This is a genomic window from Cupriavidus neocaledonicus, assembly GCF_000372525.1.
GTDB lineage: Bacteria > Pseudomonadota > Gammaproteobacteria > Burkholderiales > Burkholderiaceae > Cupriavidus > Cupriavidus neocaledonicus.
This window is the reverse complement of record NZ_AQUR01000094.1, coordinates 84,073-99,035: the sequence shown is the minus strand read 5'-3', so window position 1 is coordinate 99,035 and position 14,963 is coordinate 84,073. Positions and strand designations below refer to the sequence as shown.

General features: G+C 69.0%; 11 protein-coding genes. 4 read left to right on the top strand and 7 right to left on the bottom strand.

Annotated features, from left to right (window positions below; translation table 11 throughout):
• Positions 1 to 37: 37 nt before the first annotated feature.
• The gene (locus A3AG_RS0114135; RefSeq protein WP_018006039.1) at positions 38 to 679 is read right to left on the bottom strand and encodes an OmpW/AlkL family protein; all 642 of its coding nucleotides are present in this window, start codon (positions 677 to 679) and stop codon (positions 38 to 40) included.
• A 345-nt stretch (positions 680 to 1,024) separates the two neighbouring features.
• Complete coding sequence (leuA, locus tag A3AG_RS0114130) at positions 1,025 to 2,719, bottom strand: 2-isopropylmalate synthase (RefSeq protein ID WP_018006038.1); 1,695 nt, start codon at positions 2,717 to 2,719, stop codon at positions 1,025 to 1,027.
• A gap of 524 nt (positions 2,720 to 3,243) precedes the next feature.
• Here leuA and A3AG_RS0114125 point away from each other — a divergent pair.
• The gene (locus A3AG_RS0114125; RefSeq protein WP_026164181.1) at positions 3,244 to 4,602 is read left to right on the top strand and encodes a hypothetical protein; all 1,359 of its coding nucleotides are present in this window, start codon (positions 3,244 to 3,246) and stop codon (positions 4,600 to 4,602) included.
• Positions 4,603 to 5,064: 462 nt separating this feature from the next.
• Here A3AG_RS0114125 and A3AG_RS0114120 read toward each other — a convergent pair whose 3' ends face one another.
• The 4 genes from A3AG_RS0114120 to A3AG_RS0114105 all read right to left on the bottom strand — a co-directional run bounded on the left by A3AG_RS0114120 (position 5,065) and on the right by A3AG_RS0114105 (position 8,888).
• A complete protein-coding gene (locus A3AG_RS0114120; protein ID WP_018006036.1) occupies positions 5,065 to 5,376 on the bottom strand; it encodes a DUF6587 family protein in 312 nt (103 codons plus the stop codon).
• A 14-nt stretch (positions 5,377 to 5,390) separates the two neighbouring features.
• Positions 5,391 to 7,247, bottom strand: coding sequence for a ferrous iron transport protein B (gene feoB / locus A3AG_RS0114115; RefSeq protein WP_018006035.1), 1,857 nt, complete (start codon positions 7,245 to 7,247; stop codon positions 5,391 to 5,393).
• 14 nt (positions 7,248 to 7,261) lie between these two features.
• A complete protein-coding gene (locus tag A3AG_RS0114110; protein WP_026164180.1) occupies positions 7,262 to 7,573 on the bottom strand; it encodes a FeoA family protein in 312 nt (103 codons plus the stop codon).
• Between the two features lie 382 nt (positions 7,574 to 7,955).
• A complete protein-coding gene (locus A3AG_RS0114105) occupies positions 7,956 to 8,888 on the bottom strand; it encodes a LysR family transcriptional regulator (protein ID WP_018006033.1) in 933 nt (310 codons plus the stop codon).
• A 118-nt stretch (positions 8,889 to 9,006) separates the two neighbouring features.
• Between A3AG_RS0114105 and A3AG_RS0114100 the strand changes: the two genes are divergently transcribed.
• The 3 genes from A3AG_RS0114100 to A3AG_RS0114090 all read left to right on the top strand — a co-directional run bounded on the left by A3AG_RS0114100 (position 9,007) and on the right by A3AG_RS0114090 (position 13,039).
• Positions 9,007 to 10,809 carry an acyl-CoA dehydrogenase family protein gene (locus A3AG_RS0114100; protein ID WP_026164179.1) on the top strand — a complete coding sequence of 601 codons (1,803 nt, stop codon included), beginning with the start codon at positions 9,007 to 9,009 and terminating at the stop codon, positions 10,807 to 10,809.
• A 111-nt stretch (positions 10,810 to 10,920) separates the two neighbouring features.
• Positions 10,921 to 11,895 (top strand): Bug family tripartite tricarboxylate transporter substrate binding protein, encoded by a 975-nt coding sequence (locus tag A3AG_RS0114095; protein ID WP_018006032.1) that lies wholly within the window; start codon positions 10,921 to 10,923, stop codon positions 11,893 to 11,895.
• Positions 11,896 to 11,917: 22 nt separating this feature from the next.
• Positions 11,918 to 13,039 carry a CaiB/BaiF CoA transferase family protein gene (locus tag A3AG_RS0114090; RefSeq protein WP_018006031.1) on the top strand — a complete coding sequence of 374 codons (1,122 nt, stop codon included), beginning with the start codon at positions 11,918 to 11,920 and terminating at the stop codon, positions 13,037 to 13,039.
• A 179-nt stretch (positions 13,040 to 13,218) separates the two neighbouring features.
• On the opposite strand, the gene A3AG_RS0114085 is transcribed toward A3AG_RS0114090, so the two are convergent.
• A complete protein-coding gene (locus tag A3AG_RS0114085) occupies positions 13,219 to 14,952 on the bottom strand; it encodes a lactate permease LctP family transporter (protein ID WP_018006030.1) in 1,734 nt (577 codons plus the stop codon).
• Positions 14,953 to 14,963: the final 11 nt, after the last annotated feature.

Below are 14,963 nucleotides of genomic sequence, written 5' to 3'. Positions count from 1 at the left end.
CCCCTGGGGCGCCGGCCTTTTTTGTCGCGCGGCAGGATCAGAACCGATACCCCACCCCGAAGCTGAACAGCCACGGATCCAGGCTTACCTTGGAGACCTTGACGTCCCCCGCCTTCACGTCGCTCGACAGCCAGATCTTCTTGATGTCGGCGTTCAGGAACCAGTTCCGGGTCAGCTTGTAGTCCATGCCGATCTGCAACGCGGGGCCCACGCTCCAGCTATCCAGTTGCAGCGCGTTGTTGGCGAGGTTCTCGCCCCAGATGCGGGTGAAGTTCAGGCCCGCGCCGATATACGGGCGGAAGGTGCCGTTGGGAATGAAGTGGTACTGCATCAGCAGCGTCGGCGGCAGGTGCTTGAAGGTGCCGATTTTGTTGCCGTCGAGGTAGACGTTCTGCTTCTGCGGCACCGTCAGCACCAGTTCCGCGGCAATGTGCGGCGTAAAGAAATAGGTGACGTCGAGTTCGGGGATCCACTTGTTGTTGACCGTGATGCGGTCCGACGGGCCGGCGCCGCCGACGGGATCGGAGCTGTTGGCCATGTCGAGGTAGGTGCCGCGCAGCCGCACCATCCAGTTGCCCTGGGCGTCGTCCGCGGCGGCCGCGGGCGTGGCGAAGGCGCCGAGCATGGCGCAGGCGGCGAGGGCCGAACAGGTGGCGGTGCGAAGAGACAGTGTTTTCATGAGGTCTGCTTGGTTTGTTATCGAAGCCGCGCCCAGTGTGGCCGAGCGCGCCGGCCGGGGCCTTGATACAAAACAAGCGGAACCAAATGGCGCGCGCGGCGTCGCGATCGCGCTACAACGCAGCCACGACCGAGGCGTCCTCGGACATCGCTTCTAACCACATGCGAAATGATTCGTAGCGCGGCCCGATGCTGCCGCTTACGCTGTGCGAAAGATCCGAACACGCGCAACGCGTGTCCGGATCCGCACCAGGCATGTCGTGGGCGTCCGCAAGGGCGTCTTTCCGGGTGTGCCCCGTGGGGGCGGGGCACACCGGTTTTCTTGCGAAACGCTACACGTCAGCGCTCAGGCCATGGTGGCGCTGGCCGGGGTGTGAGCGCCGGCGGCAAAACCTGCCTGCAGGTGCCGGTTCACGCCCGACAGCACCGCACGCAATGAAGCCGTGACGAGATTGGCGTCGATGCCCGCGCCGAACCCGGTCGGCGAATCGCCCACGCGAACTTCGACGTAGCAGGCCGCGCGCGCATCGGCGCCGGCGGTCATCGCATGCTCGTGGTAATCCATCACGCGTACCGGCAGGTCCAGCGCATCGATGAAGGCGTCGATGGGGCCGTTGCCGCTGCCGCGCACGCTGCAGGGCTGGCCGTCGCGCTCCATCTGCACCGTGATCACGGTGGCGCCGGTACTGTCGCTTGCCAGCTGGTGCGAGACATAGCGCAGCGGCGCCTCGCGCGCCAGGTACTCGCGCCGGAACAGGGCATGAAGGTCGTCGGCGCTCGCTTCCAGCCCGCTGTCGTCGGTCATGGCCTGCACCGCGCGGCTGAACTCGATCTGCAGGCGGCGCGGCAGGTAGAGGCCATGCACCTGTTCCAGCAGGTAGGCCATGCCGCCCTTGCCCGACTGGCTGTTGACGCGGATCACCGCGTCGTAGCTGCGGCCCAGGTCGGCCGGGTCGATCGGCAGGTAGGGCACTTCCCAGATTGCGTCCGGCTGCTGCTGCGCGAAGCCCTTGCGGATCGCATCCTGGTGCGAGCCCGAGAACGCGGTGAACACCAGGTCGCCCACATACGGATGGCGCGGGTGCACCGGCAGCTGGTTGCAGTGCTCGACGCACTGGCGCACCGCATCGATGTCGGAGAAGTCCAGCTGCGGCGCCACGCCCTGCGTATAGAGGTTCAGCGCCAGCGTCACCAGGTCGACATTGCCGGTGCGCTCGCCGTTGCCGAACAGGCAGCCCTCCACCCGGTCGGCGCCTGCCATCAACGCCAGCTCCGCCGCCGCCACTGCGGTGCCGCGGTCGTTGTGCGGGTGCACCGAGAGCGCGATGTGCTCGCGCCGCGCGAGGCGGCGGTGCATCCATTCGATCTGGTCGGCGAACACGTTGGGCGTGCTGCATTCCACCGTGGTCGGCAGGTTCAGGATCATCGGGCGGCCCGGGCCGGCCTGCCACGCGGCCGACACCGCGTCGCTGATTTCCAGCGAGAAATCCAGTTCAGCCAGGCTGAAGGTCTCGGGTGAATACTCGTAGGTCCAGGCGGTCTCGGGCATGGCATCGGTCAGCGCCTTGATCAGGCGCGTGCCGGATACCGCGACTGCCTTGATCTCGTCGCGCGAGGCATTGAAGACGATGCGGCGCCAGGCCGGTGCGATCGGGTTGTACAGGTGCACGGTGGCGCGTGCCGCGCCGCGCACGGATTCAACGGTGCGGCGGATCAGGTCTTCGCGCGACTGCGTCAGCACGACGATGGTGACGTCGTCAGGGATGCGCCGTTCTTCGATCAGCATGCGCACGAAGTCGAAGTCGGTCTGCGAGGCGGCGGGGAACGCCACTTCGATTTCCTTCAGGCCGATCTTCACCAGCTGTTCGAAGAAGCGCAGCTTGCGCGCCGGGTTCATCGGCTCGATCAGGGCCTGGTTGCCGTCGCGCAGGTCGGTGCTCATCCAGCGCGGCGCGTGCGTGATGGTGCGGCCGGGCCAGGTGCGGTCACCGAGGTCGACGGTGGCGGCGGGGCGGTACTTGGTGGCGGGATTGACGAGCATACGGGGTCTCCTTCCTCGCAAGGGAAGATGAAAAAGGGAAAAACGGGAACAGGGTGGCGCAAGGCTGCCGAACTGCCACGGGGCCCTAGGCCCGGCAACCGATCGGTAGGCTTAGCAGTAGCGAGGAAGCGCGCAGGGCGCGGCCCGATGCCAGGGCAGCCAGCACGCGTGCGCGGGCAGCGATGCGGGACGCATCGGCAGCCTGGCGGGAAGTGCTGGGGTCAAGGGTCATCGTGGCTGGAGTGGGAGGGCCGCGGCCGCTCCGGTTGGGTGCGCATGCAGCGCAGGTCCATGGGAACGGGCAAGGTTAGTCGACAAGCCCGGGCCTGGTCAAGCATTGGGCGCGCGCCGGCGGCTCCTGTTTTCCTCGGCCGAATGGCGATGTACGGCGACGATGCCCTGCGCTGAATGGATGAATCGCGGCCGGGTTCTGTGCGCTGCACCTCAGTCCTCTGGCTGGTATTGCGTGGACCGCTTTGTGCCTAGGCTGTTAGCGCGGGAAAAAATACCACTGGGGGAACATCATGAGACTGAGAACGTGGGCATCCTGGCTGGCGGGTTCCGCGGCGGCCTTGTTGCTGGCGGCATGCGGCGGCGGCGGTGGCAACAGCGCGCCCGCCACGCCGGCAGCGGGCGGCACCACCACGCCGCTGACCTATACCGCGAAGATGAGCGTGACCTCGGGCGAGGTCGGTGTCGGCCGCACGCTGACCATCAGCGCGCTGGCCGTGGACAGCAACGGCGTCGACGTATCGGGCAGCACCACGTTCGACTGGACCAGCACCGACAGCGCCGTCGCCACCGTGGCGGCGGGCGCCGGCACGCCGGGCAGCGCCGTGGTCAGGGGCGTTGCGCCGGGCACCACCACCGTGCAGGTGGTGGCCACGGTCCGGGGCGCCGACAACACCACCGTGCAACTGCCCGCGCAATCGGCCACCATCACCGTGGTGCCGGCATCGGCGCCGAGCTACACGCTGTCGATGCCCGCCACCAGCCTGTCGATGAGCGACGGCCAGGAGCTGCCGGTCAGGGTGACGCTGCTCGACAGCAACGGCAGCGATGTGTCGGCCAGCGTCTCCGACTGGGCCTGGTCCAGCAGCGGCACCGCGGTCCAGGTCACGGCCAGCCAGAACAGCGCCACGCTGAAGGCCAGCAACGGCTCGCCCACGACCGCGGCCATGGCCAGTGTCTCGGTATCGGTGACCGCGCCTGACGGCCATGCCCTCGCCGGCGTCATCGCGGTGACGGTGCAGAAGAACGGCGCCGCCGCCTATCGCGTGGTGACCACCAAGGGCGGGCGCGAGGTCAACGCGCTGCAGGTGTTCAGCAATCGTCCCGACACCTTCACCGCGCGCGTGCTGCGCCACGACGGCCAGGACGTGACCGCGGACTTCGACGGCACCTGGAGCTACACCGCCACCTCGACGACGCTGTCGGCGACGGAAGCCGCGGGTACGCATGACGCCACGGTGCGCACCAGCCTGGCCGGCGATACCGGTCCGGTGCAGGGCGGCCTGACAGTGACCGCGGTCAGCAGCAAGCTGGGCGAGCGCCGCAGCGCCATCCTGACGGTGACCGAGAACCCGCTGTGGGCACTGGTGGGCGACAACCAGGATCCGATGACGCTGCTGCTGCTGGCGCCGATGCCGATCGAGGTAACCGCGCGCATGAAGCACCTGGGCGAGGATGCGCAGTACACCGCGTGCAAGGGCTGGGCATGGTCCAGCACCGGGCCGGTGTCGCTGAGCCCGAGCATGGTGATGCTGCCCAACCAGGTGCGCGCCAGCGGCACCGGGCCCGGCGACTTCACCATCACCGCGACCTGCACCGCGGTCACCGACAATACGCCGCTGAAGCTGGTGTTCTACGGTACGGTCAGGTAAGCGCCGGTATCCCGCGGCTGGAGAGACGCCCTCCGGATGGAGGGCGTCTTGTTTTGCACGTTTTGCTTTGCGAAGACGCAGACGGGCTGCTGGTTTGCTCCCCTCTCCCGCTTGCGGGAGAGGGGCGGGGGTGAGGGCAGGATTTCGCTATGCCAACGCGTTGACTTCGTTGCGACGCCGGGCCCTCACCCCAACCCTCTCCCGCAAGCGGGAGAGGGAGTACACAAGCGGCAGGGATAACTTGTGGAGCGTACCCGTTTCTGCGTGCCTGCCCGGCAGGCGAGCGCGTAAAGCGTACCCAATTCTGCGTGCATCGGAACGGGCCCGATTGACCAGTAAAAAGACCCGCGCCGCCGCCTGCAAACACGCCCGCCCGCACGCCATCCGCCGCCTGCCACACCATGCGGCTGCAGCGGGCGTACCCGTTTCTGCGTGGAGGATGAGGGAGGAGAAAAGCGCGCTTCAGCGCTTGCGCACGAAGCGCACCACCTGCTCGGCAGGCTTGTCCTGGCTGGCCGGCGTGGTGGTATTGGCGCCGCAGGTATTGCAGCCGCCGTCGTCGCAGCCGCTGGCGCAGCCGGCGGCGGCCTGCGGCGCCAGCCAGCGTGCCAGGCGGCCGCGCCAGCCGGCGGCGGCCGGGCCGCCCAGGCGTGCCGCCAGCGCCGCCTTGACCCGCTCGCGCGTGCGTGGCGCATAGCGCGCCGCCACCGATACCGCGCACGCCAGCACGATCAGCGGGACCAGCAGGGTTTCGATGGCGTGGTAGAGGCTCATGGCGGCGGCTGGCCTCAGCTGAACAGCAGCGCGACGCGGTAGGTCACGAACGCCGCCAGGTAGGCCAGCCCGGTCAGGTAGGCGGCCGACAGCGCCATCACCTTCCAGGAGTCGGTCTCGCGCCGGATCACCGCCAGCGTGGAAATGCACTGCGGCGCGAACACGTACCACGCCAGCAGCGACAGCGCGGTGGCGAGCGACCATTGCGCGGCGATCATCGGCGCCAGCTGCGTGGCCACGGTCTCTTCGCTGCCCGACAGCGCGTAGACGGTGGCCAGCGCGCCCACCGCGACTTCGCGCGCGGCCAGGCCCGGCACCAGCGCAATGCAGATCTGCCAGTTGAAGCCCACCGGCGCGAACACTTTCTGCAGCGCGTGGCCGATCATGCCGGCAAAGCTGTAGTCGATCGCCGGCGCGGTCGCGTCCGCGGGCGCGGACGGGAAGGTCGACAGGAACCACAGCAGCACCGTCAGCGCCAGGATCACCTTGCCCACGCGCGACAGGAAGATGCGGGCACGCTCCCACAAGCCGATGGCGATGTCGCGCGGATTGGGGATGCGGTACGACGGCAGCTCCATCAGCAGCGGATGGTCGGTGCGGTCGCGGCGCAGGAACTTGAGCGCATAGGCCACCACCAGCGCGCTGACGATGCCGGCCACGTACAGCGCGAACAGCACCAGCCCCTGCAGGTTGAACAGGCCCATCACGGTGCGCTCGGGGATGAAGGCGCCGATCAGCAGCGCATAGACCGGCAGCCGTGCCGAGCAGGTCATCAGCGGCGCCACCAGGATGGTGGTGAGCCGGTCGCGCGGGTCCTGGATGGTGCGCGTGGCCATGATGCCGGGAATGGCGCAGGCAAAGCTGGACAGCAGCGGGATGAACGAGCGCCCCGACAACCCCGCGCCCATCATCAGGCGGTCGAGCAGGAAGGCCGCGCGCGGCAGGTAGCCGGATTCCTCCAGCGTCAGGATAAACAGAAACAGGATCAGGATCTGCGGCAGGAACACCACCACGCTGCCCAGCCCGGCGACCAGGCCGTCGACCAGCAGGCTCTTGAGCATACCGTCGGGCAGCCAGGCGCCCAGCATCTCGCCGGCCCAGTGCACGCCGCCCTCGATGCCGTCCATCAGCGGCTCGGCCCACGAGAACACCGCCTGGAACATCAGGAACAGCAGCACCGCCAGCAGCAACAGGCCGAACACGGGATGCAGCACGATGCGGTCGAGGCGGTCGTCCAGCGCGGCGGTGCGCGCCGGCATGCTCACCGCGGCCGACAGCAGGCGGTTGACTTCGGCATGCACGTCGAAGTCCGGGCCGGCAGACAGGCCGGACGGCGGGGCCGGCGGCAGCGTGGCATCGAGCAGGCTGATCAGCGCCGCGGCGCCGTCGCGCCGGACCGCCACGGTGCTGACCACCGGCACGCCGAGCGCGGCCGACAGCTGGTCGCGATCGATCTGGATGCCGCGCCGCGCGGCGGCGTCGCTCATATTGAGCACCACCACCATCGGCAGGCCCAGCTGGCGCAGCTCCAGCACGAAGCGCAGGTGCAGGCGCAGGTTGGTCGCATCGACCACCGACACCAGCAGGTCCGGGCGCGCTTCGCCGGCGCGCTGGCCCAGGCAGACATCGCGCGTGATGGCTTCGTCGAGGCTGGCCGCGTGCAGGCTGTAGGCGCCGGGCAGGTCCAGGATGCGCACCTGGCGACCGGCTGGCGACACGAAGTAGCCTTCCTTGCGCTCGACGGTGACGCCGGCGTAGTTGGCCACCTTCTGGCGGCTGCCGGTCAGGCGGTTGAACAGTGCGGTCTTGCCGCAATTGGGATTGCCGACCAGCGCGATGCGCAGGGCCGAAGGGGAAGCAGCTGCAGACATAATCCGGGGAAGGCTCAGGCGGTCCGCTTGGCGGACGGTTGCGCAGTCTCGTCGCCCTGCGTGGCGGGGGCGATGCGGGTGACCGAGGCGCTGGCGATTTCCACGCCGATGCGCGCCGCCTCCGAGCGGCGCAGCGCAAAGCGCGTGAAGCCGACCTGCGCCACCAGCGGGTCCATGCCGAACGGCCCGTAGGCGATGACCTGCACGGCTTCGCCGGCAACGAAGCCCAATTCGCGCAGGCGGCGCGCAACCGGATCCCCTGGGGTGGCGTCGTCCACCGATTGCACTACGGCGGGCGTGCGCCGTGGAAGTTCAGACAACCGCATCATGCTTCCAGTCCGTGGCGCGGCCTGCCGCCAAGCGGTCGATGCGACCGCGCCGGGGTATGTAAATGAAAATCGTTTTCATTGTATCGCAAATGAGGCTTTACGTTGCCCCCTCAAAGGGCGGGCACGCCAGCCTTGCCCGCCGGGGCACGGCAGGAGGCGAATGATAACCGCTAAGGGGACGAATGGCTGAGCGCTGGCCGGTGGCGATGCGGGTCCGACGCACCTGTTGTTCAACCGAGCCAAAACCGCGGTTCGGCAATGGAACACCGAATGCGCGCGATTCCTGCAAACGGGCGCAATTACTGCATTTGCGTTATGGATGCCGTAAGCCAGCGGCGTTAAGCTCACAGCACGCTGAACACCCCGTTCCACGCGTACTTCACAAGCCATCGGTCCCTGGACCGGTGGCTTTTTCTTTATGGCTGCGCTTGGGCGCCGCCTTGCCCGCCACCATGGCGACAAAGTGGTCGCGCGCGGGGTGGTCTGGCGCCGTCTTCCAGGCGCAATAGACCTCCGAGCGCACCGGCGCCTGCGCCAGCGGCCGGAACGCCGCGCCGGCCATGCCGGAGCGCGCCAGCGCCGCCGGCACCACCGCCACCCCCATGCCCTGCGACACCAGCGACACCACCGACAGCCAGTGCCGCACCTCATGCCGGATCTGCGGGAAGAAGCCCTGCGCGGCGCACATGTCGAAGATCCGGCTGTAGTAGTCCGGCGAGGCCTTGCGCGAGAACAGCACGAACGGCTCGCCGCGCAACGACGTCAGCGGCAACTCCGTCAGCGCGGCGAGCGCATGGTCGGCGGGCAGGCAGCAGACGAACGGCTCCGAATGCACCAGCGTGGCCTGCAGGGTATCCGGCACCCGGCCGGTGTGGATGAAGGCGGCGTCGAGCTCGTCGTGCAGCAGCGCGTCGATCTGTTCCTGCGAATTCAGTTCGGTCAAAGCCACGTGGATGCCCGGGTAGGCCGCCTCGAACTCGCGCAGGGTCTGCGGCAGCCCGCGGTACAGCATCGAGCCGACAAAGCCCACGCGCAGGCGGCCGATGGCGCCGGCTTCGATCTCGCGCGCCAGCACCCGCGCGGCCTCGGCCTGCGCCAGCAGCGCCGTGGCCGATTCGCGAAAGGCCCGCCCGGCCGCGGTCAGCCGCACGCCGCGGCTGTCGCGGTCGAACAGCCGCGCCCCGACCGAGGCCTCGAGCTGCTGGATATTGAGCGACAGCGGCGGCTGCGAGATGGCCAGCCGGCGCGCGGCGCGACCGTAGTGCAGTTCCTCGGCCAGCACGAGGAAGTAACGCAGGTGGCGGAATTCCATGGCGATACAGAAATTATATGGATCAAGCCAATTTTAGAATTAGACGCAAATCCATGGGGTTTGAATAATGGAGCCCAAAGGGCCGCCAGCCGGCACCGCCATACCCCGGAGACCTGCCATGCCATCCAGCGCCGTGCGCGACATCCCCCAGCAACACCACTGCGCGCCCGCCGCTGCCGCGGCGCACCCGGTGCCGGACCGCCAGGGCGGCAGCCTGCTCGCCGCCGACCCGGACCTGCGCGCGCTGCTGCCGCTGTACCTGCCGCCCGACCTGTTCAACCACCTGTTGCCCCACCTCGAGCGCATGGGCGCGCTGGCCGGCGGCGTGCTTGACGAGCTGGCCGGCGTGGCCGACCGCAACCCGCCGGAGCTGACTTACCGCACCCGCGCCGGCGTGGACGCGCAGCGCATCGACAAGCATCCGGCCTATGTCGAGATGGAGCGCGTGGCCTTTGCCGAGTTCGGGCTCGCCGCGGCGTCGCACCGCGGCGGCGTGCTGGGCTGGGACAAGCCCATGCCGCCGGCGGCCAAGTACGCGCTCACCTATCTGTTCGTGCAGGCCGAGTTCGGCCTGTGCTGCCCGCTGTCGATGACCGATTCGCTGACGCGCACGCTGCGCAAGTTCGGCGACCCGGCGCTGGTCGGGCGCTTCCTGCCCAACCTGACCACGCAGGTGTTCGACGACCTGTACCAGGGCGCGATGTTCATGACCGAGCAGGGCGCCGGCTCCGACGTGGCCGCCACCGCCACCCGCGCGGTGCGCGATGCCGCGGCCGAGGGCGGCTGGCGCCTGCATGGCGACAAGTGGTTCTGCTCCAACCCCGATGCCGCGCTGGCGATGGTGCTGGCACGCGTGGAAGACGAGGCCGGCAACGCCGTGCCTGGCCACAAGGGCGTGTCACTGTTCCTGCTGCCGCGCCAGCTGGAAGACGGCAGCGCCAACCACTACCGCATCATCCGGCTCAAGGACAAGCTGGGCACGCGCTCGATGGCCAGCGGCGAGATCCGGCTCGAGGGCGCGCACGCTTACCTGGTCGGCGAACCCGGCCGCGGCTTCGTGCAGATGGCGGACATGATCAACAACTCGCGCCTGTCCAACGGCGTGCGCGCCGCCGGGCTGATGCGGCGCGCACTGACCGAGGGCCTGTTCATCGCGCGCGAGCGCCAGGCCTTCGGCAAGCGCCTGCGGGACATGCCGCTGATGCGCCGCCAGCTGCTCAAGCTGACGCTGCCGACCGAGCAGGCGCGCACCATGGTGTTCCAGACCGCCGAGGCGCTGCGCCGCGCCGACGCCGGCGAGCCCGACGCCTACGCGCTGATGCGCATCCTGACCCCGCTGATCAAGTTCCGCGCCTGCCGCGACGCGCGCAAGGTCACCGGCGACGCCATGGAGATTCGCGGCGGCTGCGGCTATATCGAGGAATGGAGCGACCCGCGCCTGGTGCGCGACGCCCACCTCGGCTCGATCTGGGAAGGCACCAGCAATATCGTCGCGCTCGACGTGCTGCGCGCGGTGCGGCGCGAGGGCGCATTGCCGGTGCTGCAGGCGCACCTGGCCGGGCTGCTGGCCTCTACGCCGATGCACGCGGAAGCCCGTGCCGTGTTCGAAGGCGCCATCGCCGGCGCCGCCCAACTCGCCGGCCACGCCGCCGCGGCCGGTGCCGACGGCGAGCTGCTGGCGCGCCAGGCGGCCTCGGCGCTGTACCACGTGACCAGCGCGGTGGCGATGGCCTGGGAAGCCGGGCGCATCGGCTCGGTGCGCCGCATGCGGCTGGCGCAGCTGGTGCTGCGCCACCGCGTGCTGCCGCAGGACCCCCTGGCGGCGAGCGAGGAGCCGGCATGGCTCGCCGAAACGGTGGCGCCCGCCGAGGATGGCGCGGTGCGCGCGGCCGGCGCGGTGGACGCGGTCAACGTGTTCTGACGCCGCAACCTGAACCCATTGTTTGCGCCCCTCTCCGGCAAGCGGGAGAGGGAGCAGCCCCAACCATCCCGCAGACCCCGCGGGAGAAGTCCTGCATCAGGAGACAACGCCATGAAACTCTGGCACCGCGTCGCGGCCATCGCCGCGTGCTCGCTGTTTATCGCCCCCGCCTTCGCGCAGAAGGACTTCCCGTCCAAGCCCATCATGATGGTGGTCACCTATCCGCCCGGCGGCCCCACCGATGCCATGGCGCGCACGCTGGCGGCCGCGCTCAAGACCAGCCTGGGCCAGCCGGTGGTGGTCGAGAACCGTGCCGGCGCCGGCGGCAATATCGGCGCCGAGGCGGTGGCGCGCGCCGAGCCTGACGGCTACACGCTGATGTTCGGCACTTCGGCGCCGCTGGCGATCAACGTCAGCCTGTACCGCAAGATCAATTACGACCCGGTCAGGAGCTTCACCCCGGTGATCCAGATCGGCCAGCTGCCCAACGTGCTGGTGGTCAATCCGTCGGTGCCGGCGAAGAACGTCAACGAGCTGATCGCCTACGGCAAGGCGCATCCGGGCAAGCTGACCTATGCCTCGTCCGGCAATGGCGCTTCGTCGCACCTGGCCGGCGTGCTGTTCAACAACGTCACCGGCACCGATTTCCAGCACATCCCGTACAAGGGCACCGGCCCGGCGCTGAACGACCTGCTGGGCGGCCAGGTCAGCATGACCTTCACCGACGTGCTGACCGCGATGCCCTTCATCAAGAGCGGCAAGGTGCGCGCGCTGGGCGTGACCACCCGGGCGCGCTCGCAGGCGCTGCCGGACGTGCCGACGGTGGCCGAGCAGGGCGTGCCCGGCTTCGACGTATCGGTGTTCTTCGGCGTGGTGGCGCCGGCCGGCACGCCGGCGGAGGTGGTCGGCAAGCTCAACCGCGCCTTTGCCGACGCACTGAAGCAGCCCGACGTGCGCAAGACCCTGCAGGGCCAAGGGCTGGAGTTCGCGCCGTCGACCACGCCGGAGCAGCTCGGCAGCTTCGTCAAGGCCGAGGTCGGCAAGTGGCGCGCCGTGGTGCAGAAGTCCGGCGCCCAGCTTGACTGACGACACCGGGGGAATCGCAGCCATGACCCAAGCCAGTCCCGGCGCGCTCGCCGGCATCCGCGTGGTCGACCTGTCGCGCATCCTGGGCGGCCCGTACTGCGGCCAGATCCTGGGTGACCACGGCGCCGACGTGCTCAAGATCGAACCGCCGCAGGGCGACGACACCCGTACCTGGGGGCCGCCGTTCAAGGACGGCGTGGCCTCCTACTACTTCGGCCTGAACCGCAACAAGCGCGTGATGCGGCTGGACCTGACCGCCGCGCCGGACCGCGAGGTGCTGCTGGCGCTGCTGGCCGAGGCCGACGTGCTGGTCGAGAACTTCAAGACCGGCACGCTGGAGAAGTGGGGGCTGGGCTATGACGAACTGTCGGCGCGCTTCCCGCGGCTGGTCCATTGCCGCGTGTCAGGCTTTGGCGCCGACGGCCCGCTGGGCGGCCTGCCCGGCTACGATGCCGCGATCCAGGCCATGTCCGGCATCCTGAGCATCAACGGCGAGGCCGATGGCGATCCGCTGCGCGTGGGCTTGCCGGTGGTGGACATGGTGACCGGCCTCAACGCCGTGATCGGCGTGCTGCTGGCGCTGCAGGAGCGCGCCCGCAGCGGGCGCGGGCAGTTTGTCGAGGCCGCGCTCTATGACTCGGGGCTGTCGCTGCTGCATCCGCATGCGGCCAACTGGTTCATGAGCGGCAAGACGCCGCAGCGCACCGGCAATGCGCATCCCAACATCTATCCGTACGACACCGTCGCCACCGCCACCGACCCGGTGTTCCTGGCGGTCGGCAACGACCGGCAGTTCCGCATCCTGTGCGAGCACCTGCAGGTGCCGGCGCTGGCCGACGACGAGCGCTACGCCACCGCCGGCGCGCGATCGGTCAACCGCGTCGCGCTGAAGGCCGAACTGGAAGCGCGCCTGCGCACGCTCGACGGCAAGGCGCTGGCGGATGCGCTGGTGGCCGCGGGCGTGCCATGCGCGCCGGTGCTGTCGGTGGCGGATGCCTTGCAGCATCCGCATACGCGGCACCGCGAGATGGTGGTGGAGATGGAAGGGGGGTACCAGGGGCTGGGGGCGCCGGTGAAGCTGAGCCGGACGCCGGCGACGTACCGGTATGCGCCGCTCACTGAAGGGGACGAGTTTCTAAAGTAGAGGCGACGCGGTCACCTCTCACCACTGGTTTGCTCCCCTCTCCCGCTTGCGGGAGACGGGCAGGGGGTGAGGGCAGGCGGTGGCATACCGACGGCCGTTACTTCGTCGACGCATCGGCCCTCACCCCAACCCTCTCCCGCAAGCGGGAGAGGGCGCACGCAATCCGCAGGATTCGGGTGTTACCCCGGAATCATCCCCGGCAGCCAATACGCCTGCACCATCGTCATCACCCCGATGATCACCGCGAACAGCAGGCTGTGCTTCACGGTGAAGCGGAACAGCTCAGATTCCTTGCCCACCAGCCCGGTCGCCGCGCAGGCCACCGCGATCGATTGCGGCGAGATCATCTTGGCGGTGACGCCGCCGGTGGTGTTGGCCGCGACCATCAGCGTGTCGGACACGCCGATCTGGTGCGCGGTGGTGTTCTGCAGCGCGCAGAAGAGCGCATTCGACGAGGTGTCGGACCCGGTCAGGAACACGCCCAGCCAGCCCAGGAACGGCGAGAAGAACGGAAATGCCGCGCCCGTGCCGGCCAGCAGCAGCGCCAGCGTCGACGACATGCCGGAGTAGTTGGCGACAAAGGCGAAGGCCAGCACCAGCCCGATCGACAGCACCGGGCGCGCCAGTTCCACCAGCGTTTCCCCGAACGTGGCCAGCAGGTCGCGCGGCTTCATGCGCAGCAGCACGGCGGAGATCAGCGCGGTCAGCAGGATCGCGGTGCCGACCGCGGAGAGCAGGTCGATCTTCAGCACCGCGTCATAGGCCTTGGGCGTGGCCACGATCGGCGCGGCCTTGATCACCAGCTGGTCCAGCCCCGGCACCTTGAACTTCAGCACCGTGCCCGCCAGCGGGCCGTTGGCGGCGAACAGCGCCTTGAACGGCTGCAGGCTCCACACCGTGACGATGGCAGTCAGGATGCCGAACGGCGCCCATGCGCGCAGCGTTTGCGCCAGCGTGTAGGGCGACGGCTTGCGGCTCTGCATCGCGCCGCCATAACCGCCGCCATCACCGCCGCCAATATCGCCGCCAAAGCCCGCCAGCGCGACCGTGCCGCCGCTGACGTTGCCGGCGTTGCCGCCGGCGCGCTGCGATGCGCTGCGCGGCTGCCACACCTTCAGGAACGCCGCCAGCGACACCAGGCTGACCAGCGCCGAAGTGATGTCCGGCAGTTCCGGCCCGATATGGTTGGAGGTGAAGTACTGCGTCACGGCGAAGCTGCCGCCGCACACCAGCGCCGCGGGCCAGGTCTCGCGCACGCCCTTGGCGCCGTCCATCATGAACACCAGCCAGAACGGCACCAGCAGCGACAGCAGCGGCAGCTGGCGCCCGGCCATGGCGCCGATATGGAACGGGTCCAGGCCCGTCACCTGCCCCGCCACGATGATGGGGATGCCCATCGCGCCGAACGCCACCGGCGCGGTATTGGCGATCAGGCACAGCCCCGCCGCGTACAGCGGGTTGAAGCCCAGTCCCACCAGCAGCGCCGCGGTGATCGCCACCGGCGCACCGAAGCCGGCCGCGCCTTCCAGGAACGCGCCGAAGGCAAAGCCGATCAGCAGCATCTGCAGGCGCTGGTCGTCGGTGATCGACAGCACCGAAGCGCGGATCACGTCGAACTGTCCGGTCTTGACCACGATCTTGTAGAGGAACACCGCGGTCACGATGATCCATGCAATCGGCCACAGCCCATAGGCAAAGCCGAAGCCGGCCGCGGCCAGCGCCTGCTGCGCGGGCATGCCGTAAGCGAAGATCGCCACGGCCAGCGCCAGCAGCAGCGTCACCGCCGCGGCGACATGACCCTTCATGCGCCAGACCGCCAGCGCGATAAAGAAGAACACGATGGGAATCGCTGCCGCCAGTGAGGACAGCCACAGGCTGCCTAGCGGTGTGTAGAGTTGGGTCCAGGGTTGCAAGGGTGGTCTCC

Excerpts from the sequence above, each read along its gene's own strand:
- A3AG_RS0114135 (WP_018006039.1), bottom strand. The coding sequence starts at position 679 with ATGAAAACACTGTCTCTTCGCACCGCCACCTGTTCGGCCCTCGCCGCC.
- A3AG_RS0114125 (WP_026164181.1), top strand. The coding sequence starts at position 3,244 with ATGAGACTGAGAACGTGGGCATCCTGGCTGGCGGGTTCCGCGGCGGCC.
- A3AG_RS0114090 (WP_018006031.1), top strand. The coding sequence starts at position 11,918 with ATGACCCAAGCCAGTCCCGGCGCGCTCGCCGGCATCCGCGTGGTCGAC.
- A3AG_RS0114120 (WP_018006036.1), bottom strand. The coding sequence starts at position 5,376 with ATGAGCCTCTACCACGCCATCGAAACCCTGCTGGTCCCGCTGATCGTG.
- leuA (WP_018006038.1), bottom strand. The coding sequence starts at position 2,719 with ATGCTCGTCAATCCCGCCACCAAGTACCGCCCCGCCGCCACCGTCGAC.
- A3AG_RS0114110 (WP_026164180.1), bottom strand. The coding sequence starts at position 7,573 with ATGCGGTTGTCTGAACTTCCACGGCGCACGCCCGCCGTAGTGCAATCG.
- A3AG_RS0114095 (WP_018006032.1), top strand. The coding sequence starts at position 10,921 with ATGAAACTCTGGCACCGCGTCGCGGCCATCGCCGCGTGCTCGCTGTTT.
- A3AG_RS0114100 (WP_026164179.1), top strand. The coding sequence starts at position 9,007 with ATGCCATCCAGCGCCGTGCGCGACATCCCCCAGCAACACCACTGCGCG.
- A3AG_RS0114105 (WP_018006033.1), bottom strand. The coding sequence starts at position 8,888 with ATGGAATTCCGCCACCTGCGTTACTTCCTCGTGCTGGCCGAGGAACTG.
- feoB (WP_018006035.1), bottom strand. The coding sequence starts at position 7,247 with ATGTCTGCAGCTGCTTCCCCTTCGGCCCTGCGCATCGCGCTGGTCGGC.